This is a genomic window from Streptomyces sp. NPDC111606, from assembly GCF_055656945.1.
Window position 1 is genome coordinate 671,616 of sequence record NZ_JBVKBY010000002.1, and the last position, 17,343, is coordinate 688,958.

The following is a 17,343-nucleotide window of genomic DNA, read 5'->3' on the forward strand; positions in this document are numbered from 1 at the left end:
CTCAGCGCCGCTCGTACACCGTCACCCGCCGCCCGCGGACCTGGACGTCCGTCACCACCTTGAAGTGCTCGTTCAGCACCGCGGTCTTGGCGCGGTCCCGCTTCCCCGCCAACGGCCGCGCCACCTCGGGTGCGTCGGTGACCAGCAGTATCCGCTGCTGCGTCAGCATCGCGGCCCGTATCCGCTCCGGACCGGCCTCCTCGCCCTTCAACGTCCCCGACGCCACGGGGTCTTCCGCGAGCGCGAGGTCCCGCAGCCCGGCGAAGTCGGCGGGGGAGACGAGCGCGGAGTCGCGCCGGGCCGCCGGTATGTAGACCACCGCGTCCCCGCTCTGCTTCAGCCGCCGTACGTCCGCGGCCACCGCCAGGACGTCGTCCACGCGGCTCTCCGGGGACCGCTTGGCCAGCGACTGCGGCAACAGGGCGACGACCGCCACGGTGAGCACGACCGGGACGAGCCACGGCGCCGCTCCCGGGAACCGCGGCCGGGCCGCCCGTACGGCCGTGCCGAGTGCCGAGCCGATCAGCAGGGCCAGTCCCAGCATGCTGAACAGCACGTAGCGGTCCAGGAAGAGTGGCTTGACCAGGGAGAGCCCGATGAGGGCGAGTTGTGGGACGGCCAGCAGGGGCAGCGCGACGGGCGCCACCGAGAGCCGCCCCGCGCGCGGCCGGTCCAGCAGGGCCCCGAGCCCGCCGATCGCCAGCAGGACGGCGGGCCCGATCAGCATGTGCCAGGTCAGCGGCGGTATCCAGGAGACCTGGGCGGACTGGCGGCGGCTGAACAGGATCAGCGGCAGCACCGCGGCAACGGCGACCGCCGCGGCCGCCGCCCAGCGCATCCAGGTCCCGCGCCGGGCCCGCGTCCACAGCAGGGTCGCCAGGTGTGCGGGCAGGATCAGCAACGACAGCCAGTTCAGCAGCCCGCACACCGCGAGCGTGCCGCCGTACGCGATCCAGTGCACCGCTCGGCCGCGCCCTTCGAGGACGGTCACCAGCAGCAGGGTCGAGATCCCGGCGCCGGCCGCGATCAGCGCGTAGGGGCGGCCCTCCTGGAGATAGAACTGCACGGCCGGAAGAAGCCCGAACGCCAGCCCTCCCGCCAGGCCCGCCCAGGCCCCGGCCAGCCGATGGCCGATGGCCGTCACACAGGCCGCCGCCACCGCCGTGGCCAGCACGGAGGGAAGCCGCAGGGTCGTGGTGCCGGCCCCGAACCATTCGAAGAGCCCGTGCATCAGCAGGTAGTAGAGCCCGTGCACGGAGTCGACGTTGCCCAGCATGTGCCAGATGTCGCCGACGGGCCGGCGGGCCACCTGCCAGGTCGCGGCCTCGTCCCGCCACACACTGTCCTGCCGGGACAGCCCCCAGAGCCCCAGGGCGAGGGTCCACAGCAGGGGGATCGGCCAGAGATGCGGGCGGTGCAGGGGGTGTCTCCCAGGGGATCGACATTCCGTCCGGCGGGAGACAGTCCGCCGGGTGAAGTGATCTCCACTCGCCCGCTGTCGCAGAGCACCCCGGACAACGCCTCGGCCGCAGGGGCCGAGACGGGAGCCGAGTGCTGCTGACCTTCCCCCGTGGGCCCACCCGTCAAGGTGTTCGACCTCCGGGTGGACGTTCCAGAACCTACGGGACGTGAACGATGTCCGGCCACCGTTTACCGCGTGAACACAATCACCGCGAATTCACGGAACCTTGGGCCCCGGTCGGCCGGCGCGGTCGGCCATGATCGGGGCATGGACGAGATCGTGCTGATGTCGGATCCCAGGATCGCGGCAATCCCGGTGATCGACTGCGGCGAACCCCTCGTGGACGTCCGGCTCCACGAACCCCTTGCCGTCGACCCTCGCAAGGCGGATCGAGCAGGGGCGTTCGCGTATCTGCGAGAGGGGGTTCTGGCCCGTCTGCTCATGGCCCAGAAGCTCCTCCCGGACGGCATACGTCTGCTGTTCGTCGAGGGCTACCGGCCGCCCTCGCTGCAGCGCCGCTACTTCGAGCAGTACGCCGACGGACTGGTGGCCACCCACCCGGACTGGTCGCCGAGCCGGATCCGCGACGCCGCGAGCCGGTACGTGTCGCCACCGGAGATCGCGCCGCACAGCGCCGGCGCCGCCGTCGACCTCACTCTGCTCTCCGCCGACGGCCGGGAAGTCGACATGGGGACACGCGTGAACGCCAGTCCCGAGGACAGCGACGGCGCCTGTTACACCGACGCCGACACCATCGGCCCCGAAGCGCGGGCCAACCGGCGGGTGCTCGGTGCCGCGCTGAGCGCTGCGGGCCTGGTGAACTACCCCACCGAGTGGTGGCACTGGTCCTACGGCGACCGCTACTGGGCCCTTGCCACCGAAACCGGAACGGCGCAGTACGGGCCACGGGAACTCGGATGACCTCGTCAGCGAGCCGTTCGCAGGCGAAGGGCCGCGACGGACCAGTCGAGCGCCGGCGCCAGAGGTTCCGGAGCCGGCCAGCCGTTGATCAGGGCGAGCAGGTGCAAGTACCGGTCCCGGCGCGGATCGTTCGCGGCCGTCAGACGCTGCAGCAGCCATCGACGCAGTTCGCTGTCGTCGGGCCGGCCGAGCGTGTGCGCGCAGTCCTTGGCCAGCGTTGCGACGACTTGGTCGGCCCGCGGCGACTGCGGGGTGATTCCGGAAGCCAGGGCCGCCGTCGCATGGTCACGCGCGATCACGACGACGTCCGGTCGCGGTAGCCCGGCGCCGCCGTCGGGCAGGTCGGCCTCGTGATCCTCTGCCCCGCGCCGCACACCGGTGCGGAAGTCCGGGTCCAGAGACAGCTCCGCCAACTCCACCCATGCCTCCAGCTGTTCTTCAGTCGGGTCATCGGGCAGCTGGGGCGTCATGGAGCACTGGACCCCGGGGCGCCATCTGCCACCGTCGAGATGCGTGAATACGGCGTCGAGGAAGTCGTCGATCAGTCGCTGACGTTCGTCCTCGGTGAGTCGGGCCAGCCGGTGCATGCGTTCCGTCTCCTCCGGGGTGGGACTGCGCTTGGTCATGGCGGTCAGTACCGCTCGCCGCAGGCGCAGGATGCGGATCTGCGCCTCCAGCGCGGCGGCGTGCTGCTCGGCGGCTTCACCGAGCGTCAGTTCCCGGTCCACGACCTTCCGGATCGCGTCGAGGCCAAGGCCCAGGTCGCGCAGGGTCCGCACCAGGGCCAGCCGGGCAACGGCGTCCGGGCCATAGCGGCGATAGCCGGAGAGGGTGCGTTCGGCCGGTACGACGATGCCGCGGTCGGAGTAGAACCTGATGGTCTTGACCGCCAGCCCGGTACGCCGGGCCAGTTCACCGATCGAGTAGAGGGTGCCGCTGTCCATGCGCCCAGCTTCCACTCTCCCCCTGTGGGAGACTCAAGCCCGCCCGGAGGGCGCGGAATTGGATGGACGCGGTCGGTTCGGTGACCGATGATCTCCGGCATGATCCGTGCCGCCACCGTGAACGACGTCGCGACCATCCGCGCGATGATCCATGAACTCGCCGAGTACGAACGGGCTGTTGAGCAGGTTCGGGCGACCGAGGAGCAGCTTCGCGAGGCGCTGTTCGGAGAGCATCCCGCCGCCTTCACGCTGATCGCCGAGGACGACGAGACGGGCGAGGCCGTCGGCTTTGCCCTGTGGTTCCCGCGTTTCTCGACGTGGACCGGCACGCGCGGCATGCACCTGGAGGATTTGTACGTGCGTGAGTCCGCCCGTGGCGGTGGACACGGCAAGGCTCTGCTCGCCTCTCTCGCCGCGATCTGTGAGGAGAGAGGCTACGAGCGCTTCGAATGGTGGGTCCTCGCCTGGAACGAGCCGACGATCGACTTCTACAAGTCCCTCGGCGTGGAGTTCCTGGACGAGTGGCGGATGTGCCGGCTGAGCGGTGAGCCCCTCAGGGACCTCGCCGGCCGGGCCACGGCCGGTCTCGACCAGATCTCGGCCTCGTGCACTGCGCAGTGAGCTCGTGGCGGGCCACGACGGGTCCGGAGACGGATCCGCCCATGCCGAAGGGGCCCGCCCGGCGAACCGGTCGGGCCCCTTCAGGTCGGGAGAGTGACGAAAGAACCTTGAGTCAGGCCTTCTTGGTCTCCCAGAAGATCTTGTCGATCTGGGCGATGTAGTCCAGAGCCTTCTGACCCGTCGCCGGGTCGGTCGAGCCCTTGGCGGCCGAGAGGGCCTTGAGGGCGTCGTTGACCAGCTGGTGCAGCTCCGGGTACTTCTCGAAGTGCGGGGGCTTGAAGTAGTCGCTCCAGAGCACCGAGACGTGGTGCTTGGCGAGCTCGGCGCGCTGCTCCTTGATGACCGTGGCACGCGCCTGGAAGTGCGGGTCGTCGTTGGCGGCCATCTTCTCCTGGACGGCCTTCACCGACTCCGCCTCGATGCGGGCCTGGGCAGGGTCGTACACGCCGCAGGGCAGGTCGCAGTGCGCGCTGACCTTGACCTTGGGGGCAAACAGGCGGGAAAGCATGGAGCATTCCTTCCTCGTGATCGTCTTCTCAGGTGGGACATTACTCCCTGCAAGACGGGATTTCGCGAGTGCCCCCATGGGCTTAGGACAAAAGTCCAGGGTCAGACTGAGACTGGTGGAGGACCGTACCGGGGAGGTGCCGGGGATGCCGGAGTTGTCGCAGGAGACCGAGCGTGAACGGGCGGCCCAGCCCTTCGGGTGGGCCGAGGTGACCGGGCCGTCGATGGTGCCCACGCTGTACAACGGCGACCTGCTCGTCGTTGCGCACCGGGGCCGGATCAGGCCCGGTGACGTCGTCGTCCTGCGTCATCCCTTCCAGCAGGACCTGCTGGTCGTCAAGCGGGCCGCGGAGCGCCGCGAGGGCGGCTGGTGGGTGCGCGGGGACAACGCGTACGCCGGTGGCGACAGCACCGACTACGGAGTCGTGCCGGACGAGCTGATTCTGGGCAAGGTGCGTCTGCGGTACCGCCCGCGCAAGGCGGATCAGCGCTCCCCGTTCGCACTGGCGCGCTGGGCGCTGTCGGCCGTACGGCCCGTACTCGCCGACCGGTCGGCCTCCAGGCGCTTGCGGGCGCGGTAGGCGGCCACGTTGGCGCGGGTCGCGCAGCGGTCCGAGCAGTAGCGCCGGGAGCGGTTGGTGGAGGTGTCCAGATAGGCGTTGCGGCACGGGGCCGCCTCGCACAGGCCCAGACGGTCCACGCCGTACTCCGTCAGGTGGAACGCCAGGCCCATCGACGCGATGGCCGCGAAGCCCGCGGTCGCGTTCGACGGGTGGTCCGCGAGGTGCATGTGCCACAGGGGGCGGCCGTCGTCGTCGCGGAAGTCGTGGCCGGAGATCTGCGGGCTCACCGGGAACTCCAGAAGCAGGGAGTTCAGCAGGTCGACGGCCAGGGTCTCGTCGCCGGCGTCCGCCGCCGCGAAGACCGAGCGCAGCCGGGCCCGGACCGCGCGGAACCGCGTGACGTCGGCGTCGGTGGCGCGGCGGGCCGCCGACTGGTTGCCGCCGAACAGGTCGCGGACGGCCTCGACCGAGGTCAGTGAGTCCTTGCCCCGGGCCGGGTCCTCGCTGTTGACGAGTCGTACGGCATAGTCCGAGTAATAGGCCAGTTCCACTTGTAGTCCTTACGGAGGCGTTCTATCGTCGTGGTGCGGTCGGGTAACAACTGATCGTGCTTCCAGGGTATTACGTGACATGCGCGATGGAGGGTTCGATGACGGACACGGACATCACCACGACCGGCGCCGACTGGGCCGCCTGGCAGGAGAGCTGGGACCGGCAGCAGGAGTGGTACATGCCCGACCGCGAGGAGCGTTTCCGGCTCATGCTCGACATGCTCGAGGCCCTCGTCGGCCCCGCCCCGCGCGTGCTCGATCTCGCATGCGGCACGGGAACCATCACGGCCCGCCTCCTCGCGCGGTTCCCGGAGGCCACCAGCACCGGCGTCGACCTCGACCCGGCGCTCCTCGCCATCGCCGAGGGCACCTTCGCGGCCGACGAGCGGGTCTCCCTGGTCACTGCCGACCTCAAGGACCCGGACTGGGCGGCGAGCCTGCCGTACGACTCGTACGACGCCGTCCTGACCGCTACGGCCCTGCACTGGCTGCACCGTGAACCCCTCGCGGCCCTCTACGGTCAGGTCGCGGAGCTGGTCCGCGACGGCGGTGTCTTCATGAACGCGGACCACATGATCGACGACTCGACGCCCCGCATCAACGCCGCGGAGCGCGCGCAGCGCCACACCCGTATGGATCAGGCCAAGGCGAACGGTGCCCTGGACTGGGCCGAGTGGTGGCAGCTGGCGGCGAAGGACCCGGTCCTCGCCGAGCCCACGGCCCGCCGCTTCGAGATCTACGGCGAGCACGCAGAGGGCGACATGCCGCCCGTCGAGTGGCACGCGCGCGTACTGCGCGAAACGGGTTTCGGGGAGGCCCGGCCGGTGTGGTGCTCGCCCTCGGACACGCTGCTGCTGGCTCTCAAGTAGCGCCGGGCCAGCAGCACGAGGGAGGGGCGGTACGGGAATCCCGTACCGCCCCTCCACCTGCGAGTCGACCGTCAGAGCACCTTGGACAGGAACGCCTGCGTCCGCTCGTGCTGCGGGTTGGTCAGGACCTCGCGCGGGTCGCCGGACTCGACGACCACGCCGCCGTCCATGAAGACCAGGCTGTCGCCGACCTCGCGGGCGAAGCCCATCTCGTGGGTGACGACGACCATCGTCATGCCGGACTCGGCGAGGTCGCGCATGACGTCGAGGACGTCACCGACCAGCTCCGGGTCGAGGGCCGAGGTCGGCTCGTCGAACAGCATCAGCTTCGGGTCCATCGCGAGCGCCCGGGCGATGGCGACGCGCTGCTGCTGGCCGCCGGAGAGCTGCGAGGGGTAGCTGCCGGCCTTGTCGGCCAGGCCGACGCGGTCGAGCAGCTCCCGGGCGCGCTCCTTGGCCGCGTTCCTGCCCACGCCCTTGACCTGGATGGGCGCCTCCATGACGTTCTCCTGCGCCGTCATGTGCGGGAACAGGTTGAACCGCTGGAACACCATGCCGATGTCCCGCCGCTGCTGCGCGACCTCGCTGTCCTTGAGCTCGTACAGCTTGTCGCCCTTCTGGCGGTAGCCGACCAGCTCACCCTCGACGTACAGCCGACCGGCGTTGATCTTCTCCAGGTGGTTGATGCACCGCAGGAACGTCGACTTGCCGGAGCCGGAGGGGCCGATGAGGCAGAACACCTCGCCGGACTTCACCTCCAGGTCGATGCCCTTGAGGACCTGTACCGGACCGAAGGACTTGTGGACGCCCTCGGCCTTCACCATGGCCGTCATACCGAGCCCCTTTCGCGGCTGAAGGCCATCAGGTTGACCTTGATCTTCTGCCACGGCGTCGGCGGCAGGTTCCGCAGCGAGCCACGGGCGTAACGGCGCTCCAGGTAGTACTGGAAGACGCTGAACACGCTGGTCATGACCAGGTACCAGATGCACGCCACGAACAGCATCTCCATCACGGCGTACGACGTGGAGCCGATCGTGGAGGTGGCGCGCAGCAGTTCGTTGTACGTCACCGCGTACACCAGCGACGAGGTCTTCAACATGTTGATGAACTCGTTGCCGGTCGGCGGCACGATCACCCGCATCGCCTGCGGGATCACGATGCGGCGCAGCGTCTTCGCGTGGCTCATGCCGAGCGCGTGCGAGGCCTCGGTCTGGCCCTCGTCGACGGCCATCAGACCGGCGCGGCAGATCTCCGCCATGTACGCCGCCTCGTTCAGGCCCAGCCCCAGCAGGGCGGCCATGAACGGGGTCATGACGTCGACCATCTCGTCCTTGTAGAACGGACCGAGATCCAGCATGGGGAAGATCAGCGCCAGGTTGAACCACAGCAGCAGCTGGACGTAGACCGGCGTGCCGCGGAAGAACCAGATGTAGACCCAGGCCACCCAGCTCGTCACCGGGTTCTTGGACAGGCGCATCACGGCCAGGATCACGCCGAGGACCACGCCCATGACCATCGCGAGGACGCTGATCAGCAGGGTGCGGCCGGCGCCGGCGAGGACCGTGGGGTCGAAGACGTAGTCGCCGACGGCCTGCCACTGGATCTTCTCGGCGGAGGCGAAGGCGTTGATCAGCAGGCCCACCAGGGCCAGCACGACGACGGCACTGACCCAGCGGCCGTAGTGCCTGACCGGGATGGCCTTGATCGCCTCGGGCGGGAGGGCCCCGCCCTCCTTGGAGACGGCGGCCGACGGCTTCGCGTCGGCCGGCTCCTTGTCGAACTTGTCAGTCACTGTGACTGCCCTTCAGTCTTGCCCGGGACGGTCACTTGCCGCCGTTGATCGCGGCCTTGTCGATCGCGCCGGACTCGGCGCCCCACTTCTTGAGGATCTCCTCGTACGTACCGTCCTCGATGATGGCGTTGACGGCCTCTTCGAGGGCAGCGGTGAGCTCCTTGTTGTCCTTGTTCACCGCGATGCCGAACGGACCGGCGTCGACCTGCTCGCCGACGACCTCGAAGTCGTTGCCGCCACCGGACTTGCGGGACAGGTCCACGGCCACCGGGTAGTCGTTGACGCCGGCGACGGCGCCGCCCGACTTCACGCGGGTCTGGGCCTCGGTGTCGTTCTCGAACGACTCGATGTTGATCTTCTTCTTGCCGTCGTCCGTGCAGGCCTTGGACTGGGTCTGCAGCGCCTTCTCGTACGTCGTACCGCGCTGCACGGCCGCCGTCTGCCCGCAGAGGTCCTCGATCGAGTTGATCTTCTTCGGGTTGCCCTTCTGGACGTACACGGCGGTGCCGGCCGTGAAGTAGTCGACGAAGTCGACACCCGGGCCGAGCTTCTTGCCCTTGTCGTCCAGGCCATCCTGGCGCTGCGGGGTGTCCGTGATGGAGGACATGGCGACGTCGTAGCGGCCCGAGTTCAGGGCCGTGATCAGGCCGTCGAAGGAGCCGGAGGTGAACTGGAACTCCACACCCAGCTTCTCGCCCAGGGCCGCGGCGATGTCGGGGTCCACGCCGACGATCTTGCCGCCCTCCTGGAACTCCATCGGGGCGTACTCGGCGTTCGTGCCTGCCTTGATGACGCCGGCGTCCTGGATCTTCTTGGGCAGCTTGGAGAAGAGCGGGGCGCTGTTGGCGTTCCCCGTCTCGTTGGTGCCCTCGCTGCCGCCGTCATTCGTCTGGTCACCGCAACCGGTGAGAATCAGGGCGCCTGCGACCGCGATCGAGGCGACCGCTGCCAGCCGGGAGCGTGTGGCGGTCGTACGACGGGTGGTGCTTGCGGTCATGGTGGGTTCCTCCGGCGGATGGGTGGAGTTGCCGATGGGGCGGGCCCCCGCCGGGACTCGGCAGGTGCCTTGGTTTCATAGGCCGACGAGAGCACACGCCTTCGAGTGTCGCGACCTCGTGTGATTACGGCATCTTGCCATTCGGACTGAGGCATTCAGGGCGCTCGCGATGTCAAAATCGGATAACGGGTTACCCCCGAACCGTCTCAGGTCGGTACATCCTGACCGCACCTTCTGCGGGAATCTGCCCTTCCGGCCGGAAGATCTTCGGCCTATCTCAGGATGCGGGCCGGCCGTCGGCCTGGTGTGCGGGCTGTTGGCCGCCTTTCGTGGTTTCCAGTGTGGATTGTCTACTTATTGTCCGCTTATTTGGCCATGAATCGCAGTGGTTCCGTCGTCGGCTCGTGTCCGATTCGTGTTGTCGCTGTGGGTGTTTTCCTGCCCGCCATGTGATCTTGCACGTATTGGACTCGTCGGGGCGCGGTCCGTCCGGTAAGAAGGTTCTTTACACCCCTCATCCGGGGCTCGTGGCGCGTGTGCGGCGCGCCGTCGCGTATGGGTCCGTACGTCGTACGTCGTACGTATCAACGAGCAGGGCCATACGCGGTCCCGCCCACTTCTCACCAGGAGTGGTTCCACCCTCAAACCATGAACACTTAAGGGGTCAGACAAAGTGGCAGCGGAGATCGTCAATCCTCGCGGCGGAGGCAATACCGATCAGGACGGTGGGGTCGAACCCCTCGATTCCTTCGATCCGGCCTTCGCGCTGCATCGTGGCGGCAAGATGGCCGTGCAGGCCACCGTGCCGGTCCGTGACAAGGACGACCTGTCCCTGGCGTACACGCCCGGCGTCGCGAAGGTGTGCAGCGCGATTGCCGAGCAGCCGGAGCTCGTGCACGACTACACGTGGAAGTCGTCCGTCGTCGCCGTCGTGACCGACGGCACGGCTGTGCTGGGGCTCGGGGACATCGGGCCTGAGGCCTCCCTTCCGGTGATGGAGGGGAAGGCGATTCTTTTCAAGCAGTTCGGTGGTGTCGACGCGGTGCCGATCGCGCTCGACTGCACGGGCGTCGACGAGATCGTCGAGACCGTGGTTCGCCTCGCGCCGTCCTTCGGTGGTGTGAACCTGGAGGACATCTCGGCGCCTCGGTGCTTCGAGATCGAGCGGAAGCTGCAGGAGCGGCTGGACATCCCGATCTTCCACGACGACCAGCACGGTACGGCTGTCGTGACGCTGGCTGCGCTGCGCAACGCCGCGCGGCTGACCGGGAAGGGGCTCGGGGATCTGCGGGCCGTCATCTCGGGGGCGGGCGCGGCCGGTGTCGCCATCGCGAAGATGCTGGTCGAGGCCGGGATCGGGGATGTCGCCGTGGCGGACCGCAAGGGTGTGGTCTCCGCCGACCGGGACGACCTGACGTCGGTCAAGCGGGAGCTGGCCGGGTTCACGAACAAGGCCGGGATCACCGGGTCGCTGGAGGCGGCGCTGGCGGGCGCGGACGTGTTTATCGGGGTTTCCGGTGGCACGGTGCCGGAGGAGGCTGTCGCCTCCATGGCCGAGGGCGCGTTCGTCTTCGCCATGGCCAACCCGAATCCCGAGGTGCACCCCGATGTCGCGCACAAGTACGCGGCGGTCGTTGCCACCGGGCGGTCGGACTTCCCGAACCAGATCAACAACGTGCTCGCGTTCCCGGGGATCTTCGCCGGAGCGCTTCAGGTCCGGGCCTCCCGGATCACCGAAGGCATGAAGATCGCGGCGGCCGAGGCGCTGGCGTCGGTCGTCGGGGACGACCTGGCCGCGGACTACGTCATCCCGTCGCCGTTCGACGAGCGGGTCGCTCCGGCCGTTACGGCGGCCGTTGCCGCTGCGGCGCGGGCGGAAGGCGTTGCGCGGCGCTGATGTGCCGTTGAGTGAATGGCCCCGTCCGTCCGGACGGGGCCATTTCTCTGCCCCGGGCCGGGGCCGTTCGGGTGGGCAGGGGTTCGCGTCCAGACCTGCGCCGGCCCGTGTGCCTTGGCAAGAGGGTGTGTCTCACAGGGAGTCGCGGTTCCGTCGGTCGGCGGCGGAGCCTATCGTCAAGGTCATGTTCGCTGTCTACGCCGCCCGAATCGACCGCGACCAGCCGCTCTCCGGATTGGAGTTGGGGGAGCAGCCGGCCCCCGAGGTCCGTCCCGGCTGGAGTGCCGTCAACGTCAAGGCCGCTTCCCTCAACCATCACGACCTCTGGTCACTGCGGGGGGTGGGCCTGCCCGAGGACCGGCTGCCGATGATCCTCGGCTGTGACGCCGCCGGGATCGATGAGGACGGCAATGAGGTCGTCCTGCACTCCGTGATCGGACAGAGCGGGCACGGGGTGGGCCCCAAGGAGCCTCGTTCCATTCTCACCGAGCGGTATCAGGGGACGTTCGCTGAGCAGGTCGCCGTGCCGACCTGGAACGTCCTGCCGAAGCCCAAGGAGCTCTCGTTCGCCGAGGCCGCCTGTCTGCCGACCGCCTGGCTGACCGCGTATCGGATGCTGTTCACCAACGCGGGGGTACGGCCCGGAGACTCCGTGCTCGTGCAGGGGGCCGGGGGTGGCGTCGCCACCGCTGCCATCGTGCTCGGGAAGGCCGCGGGGCTGCGTGTGTTCGCCACCAGCCGGGATGAGGCCAAGCGCAAGCGGGCCCTCGAGCTGGGGGCCGTGGAGGCCGTGGAGTCGGGGGCCCGGCTGCCGCAGCGGGTCGATGCCGTGATCGAGACCGTGGGCGCCGCCACGTGGTCGCACTCCGTCAAGTCGCTGAAGCCCGGGGGCACGCTCGTCATCTCGGGTGCGACCAGTGGTGATCGGCCCTCGCATGCCGAACTCACCCGGATCTTCTTCCTGGAGTTGAAGATCGTCGGATCCACGATGGGGACCAAGGACGAGCTCGAGGATCTGCTCTCCTTCTGTGCCGCCACCGGTGTGCGGCCTGTGATCGATGAGGTGCTTCCCATGGACCGGGCCCGTGAGGGCTTCGAGCGGATGGAGTCGGGGGAGCAGTTCGGGAAGATCGTGCTCACCAACGAGTAGTCCGAAGTTCGGAGTACGACTACGGCACCTGCGGCTTGCGGCGGGTTCGGGGCTTTGCCTCGGGCCCGCTGTTTTTTCGGCCGGTCTGTCAACTGGGGTTGACGAGTCCAGGTGCGTCAACTTACGTTGACAGCATGACCGAAGCAACAGATCTTGCGGCGCGGGCGGGCGATCGTGATCCTCGGGTCGGGCTACGGGCCGTGGCCGCGCTGCGCCGGCTGCTGGAGCAGCTGGAGGCCGTGCAGGTGCGCAGTGCGCGCAATCAGGGGTGGTCGTGGCAGGAGATCGCCGCGGAACTCGGGGTCAGCAGGCAGGCCGTGCACAAGAAGTACGGGAGGCGTTGATGTTCGAGCGGTTCACGAAGGATGCCCGTGCCGTGGTCACGGGGGCCGTTGAGCACGCCGAGAGGGGAGGGGTGCAGACCGTCGGCGCCGAGCACATGCTGCTCGCCCTGCTCGATCGGGAGGGAAGCCGGGCCTCGTTCGCGCTTGCCGCGCTCGGCGGTGGGGAGTGGTTGGAGTCCGCGCGGCTGGCATTGGGGGAGGCTCGGCGGCGGGGTGGGCTTTCGCAGGCCGAAGCAGAGGCGCTGGCCGGGTTGGGGATCGACGTGGGGGAGATCGTCGCCCGGGTCGAGGAGGTCCATGGTGTGGGGGCGATGTCCGGGGACCGGAAGGACACGGGGTGGTGGTCGGGGCGCCGCTCCTTCAGCCGGGAGGCCAAGGACGTGCTGGAGCGATCACTGCGTATCGCCATCGCGCGCCGGGATCGGCACATCGGCGACGAGCACATCCTCCTGGCCCTGACCAGCCGCCCCGGCGTCCCGGCCGAGGTCCTCGCAGATCACGGCGTGACGTATGAGGCTGCGATCCGGGTGCTGGGGGGAGGGGGAGAGGGGGAGGCCAAGGCTGGGTGAGGAGGGGGAAGGGGTCGGGGAAGCCCGGCTGTTGTGCCGCTGGGCGTGGCTGCGGGGGCTCGGCTCCTGGGCCGGCCTGCCTGGGCAGTGCGGTGCCGCTGAAGTGGGCGCCGCGCTGCCCAGGGGCGTGGCGTCAGGGCTTCGGTGTGCGCAGTAGTGCTCCGATGTGTGCTGCCGCTGTCGACAAGTGGCGGCGGGCGTCGCGGAGTTGGTCCGGGGTCACGCCGTGGTCCCTTGCCGCGTCTCGGATGTCGTCGCGGAAGCGGTCGAGCAGGCGGTCGAGGTCGCGGGCCGGGTCGTCGGTGGGCGACTCGTGGGCCCAGGTGGGTTCGTAGTCGGCCGGGAAGTCCTCGGGGGTGCCGGAGTAGTCGGTGGGCTGCTGTGCCGACTTGGGGGTGCCGGGGCGGCCGAAGCCGAAGTCCCTGCCGAACTCCTTGCTGTAGTCCTTGCCGAAGTCGCCGAACTCCTTGGCCAGTTCGGTCAGGCCCTCCCGTACGCCCGTGGGCCAGTCGCCGCGCGCGAAGTGGTCCTGTACGTGTTCCTGGACCCGGCGGGCGATGCGCTGGACCTCCTCCTGGGCCTGGGCGCGGGCGTGGTCCTGGGCCTCCTTGGCCTGACGTCGGGCACGCTGGGCCTCCTCGCGGGCGCGGCGGCTCTCGTCCTTGGCGCGTCGGGCCTGTTCTTTCCACTCCTGCTTGGCGCGGCGCATCTCGTCCTTGGCGGCGCGCCACGCCTCCTTGTCGGTGTAGTCGGAGAAGTCGCCGAAGGGGCTGTCCGTCTTGGCGGACGAGCCCGTGCGGGCCTCGGTCGCGGCTGCCCGCATCTCGCGGCGCAGGTCGCCCGCCGCGCCGCGCACATCGGCCCGGATCTCGGCGGCGAGTTCGGCGACCGACTCCCTGATCTCCAGCTCCAGGTCGGCCAGCTCGCCGCTACGGTCGGCCAGTTCGGCGCGGCCGGCGTCGGTGATGGCGTAGACCTTGCGGCCGCCCTCGGTGGTGTGGGTGACCAGGCCCTCGGCCTCCAGCTTGGCGAGGCGGGGGTAGACGGTGCCGGCCGACGGTGCGTACAGCCCCTGGAAGCGCTCTTCGAGGAGGCGGATCACCTCGTAGCCGTGGCGCGGGGCCTCGTCCAGCAGCTTCAGCAGGTACAGGCGGAGGCGGCCGTGGGCGAAGACGGGGGGCATGTCAGAGCACCTTCTTGTCGGTCGTGCCGTCGGCCGGGGCGTGGGGTGGGGCGTCGGTCGGTTCCTCGCCCTGGCCGGAGACGGAATTGTCCCCCGGGCCATGGTGTGTGTCGCTCAGCGGGGCCGTCGTCGGGGCCCTGTCCGCCATCGGGACGGCGTCCGTCGTGGGCTCGGGGTCATCCCAGGCCTCCGCCTCCCACGGCTCCTCCTCCCGCGGTGGGCGGCGCAGCAGCGCGATCGAGCCGGAGACCGTCGTCGCCCGGAGCTTGCCGGTGCCGGCGCCCAGGCGGCCGGTGATCTTGTGGGCGCCCCACTGGCCGTGGACCCGCAGGCCCTCGAAGGCGTTGGAGATCGTGCCGCTCGCGGTGTTGGCCTCCACGTCCGCGTCCGCCGGGGCCGGCAGGCGGATGGCGATCTCGCCGGAGACGCTGGTCAGCCGGACGTCGGTCGGGCCGTCCGGGTCGAGGTCGACGATCATGGAGCCGCTGACCGAGTCGGCCTTCACGGAGGAACCCGAGCCCTCCACGACCGTGAGGTCGCCGGAGACGGAGTTGAAGCGGAGGTCGCCGGTGACGGCCTGGGCCTCCAGGTTCCCGGAGACCGTGTCGGCGCGGACCGGGCCGGACAGGGCGACGAGTGTGGTGTCCCCGGTGACGCCCTTGACCACCGACGGGCCCTGGATCCCGGAGACCACTGCCCCGGCGCCGACCACACCCACCTCGACGCGCGTGTCCGTCGGCACCGCGAGGGAGACCACCGCGCTGCGGCGCCAGCCCTTGCGGTCGAGCCACTTGAGGAAGCCCTTCCAGGGCAGGTCCTCGTACGCCACCGACAGGGTGCCGCCCTCCTGGGTGACCACCAGGGGCGGTCCCTCGATCTCGGAGACCTGCAGGCGGGCGGAACCTTCGTCCGTGCCCACGACGTTCACCGTTCCGTTGACGATGCGCACATGGAGCTCGCTCACCGGCTCGTCGAAGGTGAGCTTCCTGGGCTCTGCTACGGACCACTCGGACATGGTGCGGACCTCCTGGGCGACCGGACACGGCCGCGCGGGCCGGGGCGGACCTGAACAATGAGCAATGACACGCCATATCGCGTCTCCTGCTAAACACGATATATCGCGGACGGGGAAAGTCAAGGCACTCGTTCTGGTGATCACAAGTCACGCGAAGTGGATAAATCGGCCTAGCGTGTTGGCATGCCGACGGAAGAGTCCAGCGTCGCCCGCCAGGCCCGTCCCGCCCCGGGCGCCCTGCTGCTCTGCCGCGCGGACCCCGAGTCCGTCGGGCCCGTCGCCCGGCTGCTGCGCGAGGACATGCTGCTCGTGCCGGCCGGCGGGGAGTGGAGCGTGCTCGTGCCCGAGGGGCGGCCCTGGCTGGAGGACGACGAGCCGATCGACCGCGTCCTCACCGGCTGGGCCACCGCCCTCGCCGTCGGCGCGCACTGGCCCGTCCTCGCCCTGTGGTGGGACACCGACCGCGCGGGATACACCCTCGCCTCCGGCTTCCGTCGCCCCGTCGGTTACGTCTGGCTCGCCAACGGCACCCCGGTCGGCGAGGACGAGGCGATGCGCACCTTCGCGGGCCGGCTCGGTCTCGATCCGGTCCTGGACGTGCAGTCCCTCGACGAGCTGACGCGCCCCGACCCCGAGGCCGACGCGCGGGCACGCATGCGTGGCCTGGTCGCCGTCCTCACGCGCGCGGGACTGTCCCTGCCCGATGGCCTCGCGCCCGGCGAAAGCGCCGACAGCCTCGACTCGGCCGCCCGGGCACAGCCACACATCCGCCTCATCGAGTGGTGGGGCTGGCGCGAAGCCTTCCGCGCGGAACTCGACGCCGTCGAGGGCGGCCGCCTCGGCCCCTGGCTCCCCTGGGCCGGCGGCCGCAAGGCCCGCGCCCTCGCCCTGACCCAGATCGCGACCGGCCTGCCCCTCGCGGCCTGGGGCCTGCGCCGGCACAGCGGCGGCTGGCTCGCGGCGGGCACGGTGCTGTTGGCCCACGGTGTGCTGGGGCTGGCGTACGAGGCGGTGCGGCCGCTGGACTGACGGGGCTGGGGAGGTTGGGGGGTGGTGGCTGGGTTGAGGGGCTAGCGGCGAGCGAGGGGGGTACGGCGGCTGGGTTGGGGGGCTAGCGGCGAGCGAGGGGGGTACTACGGCTGGGCTGGAGGGCGAGGCGGTGGTGCGGCGCCTGCTGTGGGGTTTGCGGCGGTGGTGCGGGGGTCGCGCAGGGGTGCCTTGTCGGCGGATGGATGGGGGAGGGTGACGCCGGCCGGGTGGGGGTCGGAGGGGGCTGCGGTGGTGGTGTGGGGTTCGGGAGGGGGTGGGTCGGCTTGGCCTTGGCGGTGGGTGAATCGAGGTGGGTGGGGGTGGTCTGGGTAGCCGGGCCGGATTGGGGGCTGCGGCGGTCGTGCGGGGCTGCCTCGTCGGTCGCTCGATCGGGGAAGGTGACGCTGGTTCGGCCGCAGGGAGGAGGCGAGTCCACGGCCGTCGTGCGAGGTCCGCACGGCGATGGTTCGGCGGAAGTGCCGCTGGAGGAGGGCCCGCGGCGGAGGTGCGGTGCGGCCACTGGGCTGAGGGCTCTCCGATGCCGACGGTCGTCGCTGTCCGCCAGCCGTACTGCCGCGTGCCCCGGCCCCGCCACCGGTGCCCGCTCGGGAGGCCGTACAAGGGCGTCCCGCATCGAGGCGAAGGCATCCGCCGGGGGCGTCCTGCGAGAACGGACCCCTCACACCCGGAGAGTCGGCCGACCCCCTGCTCGTCGCCTAGACGTCGTCGTCCTCGTCGTCCAGCCGGGCCAGCCACGTCGCCAGACGCTCCACCGGTACCTCGAAGTCGGGGTTCAGGTCGACGAAGGTGCGCAGCTGCTCGGCCAGCCACTCGAAGGTGATCTCCTCCTCGCCGCGCCGCTTCTCCAGTTCTTCGATGCCTCGGTCGGTGAAGTACATGCAGTGAGGATATGTCGTGCCCGGCACGCA

The 17,343-nt window shown here is 69.9% G+C and carries 19 protein-coding genes; 9 read left to right on the plus strand and 10 right to left on the minus strand.

Annotation, left to right across the window (positions count from 1 at the left end; genetic code table 11):
- Position 1: 1 nt before the first annotated feature.
- A complete protein-coding gene (locus ACZ7M7_RS10935) occupies positions 2 to 1,420 on the minus strand; it encodes a glycosyltransferase family 39 protein (RefSeq protein WP_472115228.1) in 1,419 nt (472 codons plus the stop codon).
- A gap of 309 nt (positions 1,421 to 1,729) precedes the next feature.
- Here ACZ7M7_RS10935 and ACZ7M7_RS10940 point away from each other — a divergent pair, with 309 nt between their 5' ends.
- Positions 1,730 to 2,383, plus strand: coding sequence for a M15 family metallopeptidase (locus ACZ7M7_RS10940; RefSeq protein ID WP_472114933.1), 654 nt, complete (start codon positions 1,730 to 1,732; stop codon positions 2,381 to 2,383).
- Between the two features lie 5 nt (positions 2,384 to 2,388).
- Here the strand turns inward: ACZ7M7_RS10940 and ACZ7M7_RS10945 are convergent, their stop codons facing one another.
- Positions 2,389 to 3,327 carry a MerR family transcriptional regulator gene (locus ACZ7M7_RS10945; protein ID WP_472114936.1) on the minus strand — a complete coding sequence of 313 codons (939 nt, stop codon included), beginning with the start codon at positions 3,325 to 3,327 and terminating at the stop codon, positions 2,389 to 2,391.
- Positions 3,328 to 3,426: 99 nt separating this feature from the next.
- Here ACZ7M7_RS10945 and ACZ7M7_RS10950 point away from each other — a divergent pair, with 99 nt between their 5' ends.
- A complete protein-coding gene (locus ACZ7M7_RS10950) occupies positions 3,427 to 3,948 on the plus strand; it encodes a GNAT family N-acetyltransferase (RefSeq protein ID WP_383602843.1) in 522 nt (173 codons plus the stop codon).
- A gap of 112 nt (positions 3,949 to 4,060) precedes the next feature.
- On the opposite strand, the gene sodN is transcribed toward ACZ7M7_RS10950, so the two are convergent.
- On the minus strand, positions 4,061 to 4,456 hold the full coding sequence (gene sodN, locus ACZ7M7_RS10955) for a superoxide dismutase, Ni (protein WP_007491258.1): 396 nt from the start codon (positions 4,454 to 4,456) through the stop codon (positions 4,061 to 4,063).
- Between the two features lie 145 nt (positions 4,457 to 4,601).
- Between sodN and sodX the strand changes: the two genes are divergently transcribed.
- Positions 4,602 to 5,036, plus strand: a complete 435-nt coding sequence (gene sodX, locus ACZ7M7_RS10960) for a nickel-type superoxide dismutase maturation protease (RefSeq protein ID WP_472115230.1) — start codon at positions 4,602 to 4,604, stop codon at positions 5,034 to 5,036.
- Here the strand turns inward: sodX and ACZ7M7_RS10965 are convergent.
- Positions 4,940 to 5,569, minus strand: coding sequence for a CGNR zinc finger domain-containing protein (locus tag ACZ7M7_RS10965; RefSeq protein ID WP_383602840.1), 630 nt, complete (start codon positions 5,567 to 5,569; stop codon positions 4,940 to 4,942). The genes sodX and ACZ7M7_RS10965 overlap by 97 nt on opposite strands.
- Before the next feature lie 98 nt (positions 5,570 to 5,667).
- Between ACZ7M7_RS10965 and ACZ7M7_RS10970 the strand changes: the two genes are divergently transcribed.
- Complete coding sequence (locus ACZ7M7_RS10970; protein WP_472114941.1) at positions 5,668 to 6,438, plus strand: class I SAM-dependent methyltransferase; 771 nt, start codon at positions 5,668 to 5,670, stop codon at positions 6,436 to 6,438.
- A 71-nt stretch (positions 6,439 to 6,509) separates the two neighbouring features.
- Here ACZ7M7_RS10970 and ACZ7M7_RS10975 read toward each other — a convergent pair whose 3' ends face one another.
- The 3 genes from ACZ7M7_RS10975 to ACZ7M7_RS10985 are packed head-to-tail and all read right to left on the minus strand — an operon-like array spanning position 6,510 to position 9,227.
- Positions 6,510 to 7,271 (minus strand): amino acid ABC transporter ATP-binding protein, encoded by a 762-nt coding sequence (locus ACZ7M7_RS10975; RefSeq protein ID WP_383602834.1) that lies wholly within the window; start codon positions 7,269 to 7,271, stop codon positions 6,510 to 6,512.
- On the minus strand, positions 7,268 to 8,230 hold the full coding sequence (locus tag ACZ7M7_RS10980) for an amino acid ABC transporter permease (protein WP_383602830.1): 963 nt from the start codon (positions 8,228 to 8,230) through the stop codon (positions 7,268 to 7,270). Before ACZ7M7_RS10980 ends, ACZ7M7_RS10975 begins: the two co-directional genes overlap by 4 nt.
- 31 nt (positions 8,231 to 8,261) lie before the next feature.
- On the minus strand, positions 8,262 to 9,227 hold the full coding sequence (locus ACZ7M7_RS10985) for an ABC transporter substrate-binding protein (RefSeq protein ID WP_383602827.1): 966 nt from the start codon (positions 9,225 to 9,227) through the stop codon (positions 8,262 to 8,264).
- A 673-nt stretch (positions 9,228 to 9,900) separates the two neighbouring features.
- Here ACZ7M7_RS10985 and ACZ7M7_RS10990 point away from each other — a divergent pair.
- The 4 genes from ACZ7M7_RS10990 to ACZ7M7_RS11005 all read left to right on the plus strand — a co-directional run bounded on the left by ACZ7M7_RS10990 (position 9,901) and on the right by ACZ7M7_RS11005 (position 13,187).
- Positions 9,901 to 11,124, plus strand: a complete 1,224-nt coding sequence (locus ACZ7M7_RS10990; RefSeq protein ID WP_383628284.1) for an NAD(P)-dependent malic enzyme — start codon at positions 9,901 to 9,903, stop codon at positions 11,122 to 11,124.
- A gap of 184 nt (positions 11,125 to 11,308) precedes the next feature.
- The gene (locus ACZ7M7_RS10995) at positions 11,309 to 12,274 is read left to right on the plus strand and encodes a zinc-binding dehydrogenase (protein ID WP_383602824.1); all 966 of its coding nucleotides are present in this window, start codon (positions 11,309 to 11,311) and stop codon (positions 12,272 to 12,274) included.
- A gap of 134 nt (positions 12,275 to 12,408) precedes the next feature.
- Complete coding sequence (locus ACZ7M7_RS11000; protein ID WP_039651429.1) at positions 12,409 to 12,618, plus strand: helix-turn-helix domain-containing protein; 210 nt, start codon at positions 12,409 to 12,411, stop codon at positions 12,616 to 12,618.
- Entirely contained in the window at positions 12,618 to 13,187 is a 570-nt protein-coding gene (locus ACZ7M7_RS11005; RefSeq protein WP_472114947.1) for a Clp protease N-terminal domain-containing protein, read from the plus strand. The genes ACZ7M7_RS11000 and ACZ7M7_RS11005 overlap by 1 nt, the downstream gene beginning before the upstream one ends.
- Positions 13,188 to 13,320: 133 nt before the next feature.
- Here the strand turns inward: ACZ7M7_RS11005 and ACZ7M7_RS11010 are convergent, their stop codons facing one another.
- Both ACZ7M7_RS11010 and ACZ7M7_RS11015 read right to left on the minus strand, forming a co-directional pair.
- On the minus strand, positions 13,321 to 14,370 hold the full coding sequence (locus ACZ7M7_RS11010; RefSeq protein ID WP_472114950.1) for a helix-turn-helix transcriptional regulator: 1,050 nt from the start codon (positions 14,368 to 14,370) through the stop codon (positions 13,321 to 13,323).
- A gap of 1 nt (position 14,371) precedes the next feature.
- Positions 14,372 to 15,385 carry a DUF4097 family beta strand repeat-containing protein gene (locus tag ACZ7M7_RS11015; protein WP_472114953.1) on the minus strand — a complete coding sequence of 338 codons (1,014 nt, stop codon included), beginning with the start codon at positions 15,383 to 15,385 and terminating at the stop codon, positions 14,372 to 14,374.
- A 183-nt stretch (positions 15,386 to 15,568) separates the two neighbouring features.
- Between ACZ7M7_RS11015 and ACZ7M7_RS11020 the strand changes: the two genes are divergently transcribed.
- Positions 15,569 to 16,414 (plus strand): hypothetical protein, encoded by an 846-nt coding sequence (locus tag ACZ7M7_RS11020; RefSeq protein ID WP_472114956.1) that lies wholly within the window; start codon positions 15,569 to 15,571, stop codon positions 16,412 to 16,414.
- Positions 16,415 to 17,130: 716 nt separating this feature from the next.
- On the opposite strand, the gene ACZ7M7_RS11025 is transcribed toward ACZ7M7_RS11020, so the two are convergent.
- Positions 17,131 to 17,313, minus strand: a complete 183-nt coding sequence (locus ACZ7M7_RS11025; RefSeq protein ID WP_003997970.1) for a DUF6104 family protein — start codon at positions 17,311 to 17,313, stop codon at positions 17,131 to 17,133.
- Positions 17,314 to 17,343: the final 30 nt, after the last annotated feature.

Bases quoted from the DNA above. Each gene is read 5' to 3' on its own strand.
- ACZ7M7_RS10940 (WP_472114933.1), top strand. From the start codon at position 1,730: ATGGACGAGATCGTGCTGATGTCGGATCCCAGGATCGCGGCAATCCCG.
- ACZ7M7_RS10945 (WP_472114936.1), bottom strand. From the start codon at position 3,327: ATGGACAGCGGCACCCTCTACTCGATCGGTGAACTGGCCCGGCGTACC.
- ACZ7M7_RS10950 (WP_383602843.1), top strand. From the start codon at position 3,427: ATGATCCGTGCCGCCACCGTGAACGACGTCGCGACCATCCGCGCGATG.
- sodN (WP_007491258.1), bottom strand. From the start codon at position 4,456: ATGCTTTCCCGCCTGTTTGCCCCCAAGGTCAAGGTCAGCGCGCACTGC.
- sodX (WP_472115230.1), top strand. From the start codon at position 4,602: ATGCCGGAGTTGTCGCAGGAGACCGAGCGTGAACGGGCGGCCCAGCCC.
- ACZ7M7_RS10970 (WP_472114941.1), top strand. From the start codon at position 5,668: ATGACGGACACGGACATCACCACGACCGGCGCCGACTGGGCCGCCTGG.
- ACZ7M7_RS10975 (WP_383602834.1), bottom strand. From the start codon at position 7,271: ATGACGGCCATGGTGAAGGCCGAGGGCGTCCACAAGTCCTTCGGTCCG.
- ACZ7M7_RS10985 (WP_383602827.1), bottom strand. From the start codon at position 9,227: ATGACCGCAAGCACCACCCGTCGTACGACCGCCACACGCTCCCGGCTG.
- ACZ7M7_RS10995 (WP_383602824.1), top strand. From the start codon at position 11,309: ATGTTCGCTGTCTACGCCGCCCGAATCGACCGCGACCAGCCGCTCTCC.
- ACZ7M7_RS11000 (WP_039651429.1), top strand. From the start codon at position 12,409: ATGACCGAAGCAACAGATCTTGCGGCGCGGGCGGGCGATCGTGATCCT.
- ACZ7M7_RS11005 (WP_472114947.1), top strand. From the start codon at position 12,618: ATGTTCGAGCGGTTCACGAAGGATGCCCGTGCCGTGGTCACGGGGGCC.
- ACZ7M7_RS11010 (WP_472114950.1), bottom strand. From the start codon at position 14,370: ATGCCCCCCGTCTTCGCCCACGGCCGCCTCCGCCTGTACCTGCTGAAG.
- ACZ7M7_RS11015 (WP_472114953.1), bottom strand. From the start codon at position 15,385: ATGTCCGAGTGGTCCGTAGCAGAGCCCAGGAAGCTCACCTTCGACGAG.
- ACZ7M7_RS11020 (WP_472114956.1), top strand. From the start codon at position 15,569: ATGCCGACGGAAGAGTCCAGCGTCGCCCGCCAGGCCCGTCCCGCCCCG.
- ACZ7M7_RS11025 (WP_003997970.1), bottom strand. From the start codon at position 17,313: ATGTACTTCACCGACCGAGGCATCGAAGAACTGGAGAAGCGGCGCGGC.